The 3,862-nt window shown below is 53.8% G+C and carries 3 protein-coding genes and 1 pseudogene; all 4 read right to left on the bottom strand.

What is annotated here, in order from left to right:
• Window positions 1-734 (bottom strand): annotated as a pseudogene (locus ACTH3S_RS11190) (hypothetical protein); the annotation flags it as partial.
• 154 nt (window positions 735-888) lie between these two features.
• Window positions 889-2,028 (bottom strand): acyl-CoA dehydrogenase family protein, encoded by a 1,140-nt coding sequence (locus ACTH3S_RS11185; RefSeq protein WP_441809091.1) that lies wholly within the window; start codon window positions 2,026-2,028, stop codon window positions 889-891.
• Between the two features lie 85 nt (window positions 2,029-2,113).
• Complete coding sequence (locus tag ACTH3S_RS11180) at window positions 2,114-2,797, bottom strand: flavin prenyltransferase UbiX (protein WP_441809090.1); 684 nt, start codon at window positions 2,795-2,797, stop codon at window positions 2,114-2,116.
• 24 nt (window positions 2,798-2,821) lie between these two features.
• Window positions 2,822-3,862: UDP-N-acetylmuramate:L-alanyl-gamma-D-glutamyl-meso-diaminopimelate ligase (mpl, locus tag ACTH3S_RS11175; protein ID WP_441809089.1), on the bottom strand; the 1,041-nt coding region annotated here is incomplete at its 5' end.

Below are 3,862 nucleotides of genomic sequence, written 5' to 3'. Positions count from 1 at the left end.
GCGCCAGGGCGGCTGAGAAACCGTTCGGTGCCATCACTCCCAGCATTGGCCAACAAATCGTTATAGTCGGCGGGAAACTGGCTGACCATAAAGCGAGCCATGGCTCGTGCATATGCATGGGCGCGGTCATCTTCGCCGAGCACATAATCCTTCAGCAGGTTGATACCGGCCAGGCCAGAAAGCGATGTATCTGTAGAATCCAACAAGGGGCCAAGTGCCGCAAGGCGACGATAGCGCGCCAGGGTAGTCAAAGGGGTAATATTACGCACGCCCGGCGCTGCAGAAAGCATAAACGCACGAGCAACCGCTGCCTCTCCACTATATGTTTGTTCTAAGGTTTTTCCGGGAAGTGCCAGTGCATACAAAGGAAAATCGCGCGGATCGATATCCGGCCCTACGCTTGGATCCAGTACCAGCCCTGAGGTATCCAGCGAAAACTGACCTCCCTCGCCACTCATGGTTGTAGGCTCACCAGACGCCAAGGTAACCTTTCGGCCAGAGGCCAGTTCAAATTCCATAGGTCCCGGCGTGTATTGGCTATCGCCGTCCAGATCCAGCCACACTCGGGCATTTATCAGGTAGCCGTCTATTACTTTGCCTGTATAGGGGGCCGGTTCGCTGTACTGCACACCATCAAAATCCCGCCCATCCACAGGCAGCTCTTCGGATTCCTTACCGCAGCCGGCAATGGCGAGAAAAAGTACGAAAACAGGCAAAAAATTAGGAGGCTTCATCACGGCAACCGTTTATCCTTGTTAGAGGTTGTGCCGTTACTTTAGGGGATGTGGTTGTCGGAGACCTTGATAGGTTTGGCAATCTGTAAAGTTTAGTAACAAGAAACCCCGGGATCAGCTCACAACCGGCTCCGGGGTTTTTGTTTAACGCAATTTAGAACGCGCGCGAAACAATCTCTTTCATAATTTCGTTGGTTCCGCCATAAATACGCTGAACTCGCGAATCTGCCCAAGCGCGGGCAATCGGGTATTCCCACATGTAGCCGTAGCCACCGTGCAACTGGACGCACTCATCCATAACTTTGCACTGCAGGTCTGTGGTGTACTGCTTCAACATAGCGGCTGTAGGGATATCCAGTTTGTTATCGAGGTGCAGCTCCAGACAGCGGTCGGTGAACACCCGGGCCGCGGTAATTTCTGACTTCAACTCAGCCAACTTGAAACGGGTATTCTGAAACTTGATAACCGGCTTGCCGAACGCCTTACGCTCTTTTACATAGTCCAGCGTCCACTGCCATGCAGCTTCTGCGGAGGCAATCGCGGTCAGGCCAATCTGCAGGCGTTCAGCAGGAAGCTCCTGCATCAGCTGGAAGAAGCCCTGCCCTTCCATCGTGCCCAACAGGTTGGATACGGGTACTTTAACGTCCTGAAAAAACAGCTCGGATGTATCCTGGGCTTTCATGCCCACTTTATTCAAATTTTGGCCTTTCTCAAAACCTTCCGAGCTGGTTTCAACCAATAGCAGGCTGGTTCCTTTAGCGCCTTCTTTAGGATCGGTTTTGACCACAACAATAACGAGATCGGCCAGCTGACCGTTGGTAATAAAGGTTTTAGATCCATTCAGAATGTAGTTGTCACCATCTTTCACCGCTGTGGACTTCACGCCCTGCAGGTCTGAGCCGGCACCCGGCTCACTCATGGCGATGGCCGTGATTATTTCACCAGAGACCATTTTTGGCAGGTAGTGTTTTTTCTGTTCTTCCGAACCGTATTTCAGAATGTATGGCGCAACGATATCGGAGTGCAGAGTCCAGCCTATGCCAGAAAGCCCGGCGCTGGAGATCTCTTCCATCACTACTGCGCTGTAACGGAAATCGGCGCCAACGCCACCGTACTCTTCAGGTACGCCCGGGCACAAGAAGCCCAGCGCGCCAGCTTTCTCCCATATCTCGCGACTAACCTGGCCATCTTTTTCCCACTGCTCGTGGTGCGGTGCGGCTTCTTGCTCCAGGAATTTTCGAACGGAATCCCGAAAGCCATCAAGGTCAGCATCGAATAGCGTACGTGGAATCATGGTGAACCTCAGTTAGTGAACAGTGTTGTGATTAACGTTCACCAAGTCTCTGCTGGCAGGCGGGTTTGCTCAATGATGAAAACCATCAATCATGCTGACCAAAACCATCGTCGCGATTCGCTTTAGCGCTAACACGGGCCTCACCCCACCGGGGCATCAGCTCCTGAGGCAGGCCCAGATGGTCGAGAATCCGCGCCACAACAAAGTCCACAAGATCCTGCACCGAGCTCGGCCGATGATAGAACCCCGGGCTGGCCGGCATAATGACAGCCCCCATGCGGGTGAGTTTCAGCATGTTTTCGAGATGCACCTCAGAGTATGGAGCTTCCCGAGGTACCAAAATCAGCTGGCGCCGCTCTTTCAGCGCCACATCGCCAGCCCGCTCAATCAAATTATTGCTAGCACCGGTAGCCAGTGCGGAAAGGGTGCTGGTACTACAGGGGCAGATCACCAAAGGTGCCTTTTCACCAGAACCGGATGCCGGCGGAGAAAACCAATCTTCGCGGCCAAACACCAAAATTTGGCCTGGCTCGGCTGAGGCGTATTCAGTGAGGGTTTTTTGCATAGCCGGCGGAGTTCCCGGAAGCTTTAGGTCGGTTTCTGTCGCGATCACGATCTGCGCGGCTTTGCTGATCATCACATGAACCCGGCAACCAGCAGCCACTAGGCACTGCAAAAGGCGCAGGCCATACTGGGCACCGGACGCACCGGTAAACGCCAGGTTAATCGTTCGCCCTTGCGTCACGTTATTGCTCACGGTGTCTGTCATTGTAATAATTCCCTGAAGGCGTGATCATCCACGGATTCGCTCAAGCTCGGCCACGAGCTTACCGTGAACGCTGCCAAAACCACCGTTGCTCATGATCACAATGTGACAGGGGCTGGGCAGATCTGTCAGCACACGTTCAACCAGCCCTTCTACGGTAGACTCCGTGAGGTGCTGTTTGGAACCTGGGTTGTCCACTTGCCAGGCTGAAACCAATTCTGGCAGCCAGCTCATATCATTGAGGTTGGCCCAATATACTCTGTCGGCCAAAGCGGCACTCGGCAATAACGTATGCTGATGAACGCCCTGCTTCATGGTGTTTGAGCGTGGTTCGATGAGAGCAATGATGGGCTCTTCGCCAACTTGAGCACGCAAACCTTCAAGCGTGGTCTCTATGGCCGTTGGGTGGTGGGCGAAATCGTCGTAGATCTTTACGCCGTTGATATCCGCTAATAGCTCCATACGGCGCTTTACGCCAGAAAACCGGCACAGTGCAGCTATGGCGTGATCTGGGGTTACGCCCACATGCCGAGCCGCAGCAATAGCAGCCAAGGCATTACGAACGTTATGCAGCCCTGTTTGAGTCCATCTTACTACGGCAACTGGCTGTTCATGGTGAAGCACCATAAATCGGCTACCATCCTCCGAAAGCAATTCTGCGCGCCAATCTGCCGTGCCTGAAATTTCGCTGCCAATGGCGGCGTCTTGCACCGGGCTCCAGCAGCCCATGGCCAGCGCGTTATCGAGGTGGGCATCCACGCTCGGGCGAAGAATCAAACCCTGGGAGGGAACGGTGCGCACCAAGTGGTGAAACTGGCGCTCAATGGCTTCAACGTTGTCGAAGATGTCTGCGTGATCAAACTCAAGGTTGTTGAGTATCAGTGTATGGGGGCGGTAATGAATGAACTTGGAGCGTTTGTCGAAGAAGGCGCTGTCGTATTCATCCGCTTCAATAACAAAAAAATCACTATCTCCAAGCCGCGCCGATACAGGGAAGTCTTTGGGCACGCCGCCCACCAAGTAACCGGGCGCAAGCCCTGCTTGGTCAAGAATCCAGAGCAGCATGGA

Source organism: Marinobacter sp. (genome assembly GCF_052094685.1).
Classification (GTDB): domain Bacteria; phylum Pseudomonadota; class Gammaproteobacteria; order Pseudomonadales; family Oleiphilaceae; genus Marinobacter.
Note: the sequence above shows the minus strand (reverse complement) of the source record. Positions and strands in the feature narration are given on the sequence as shown.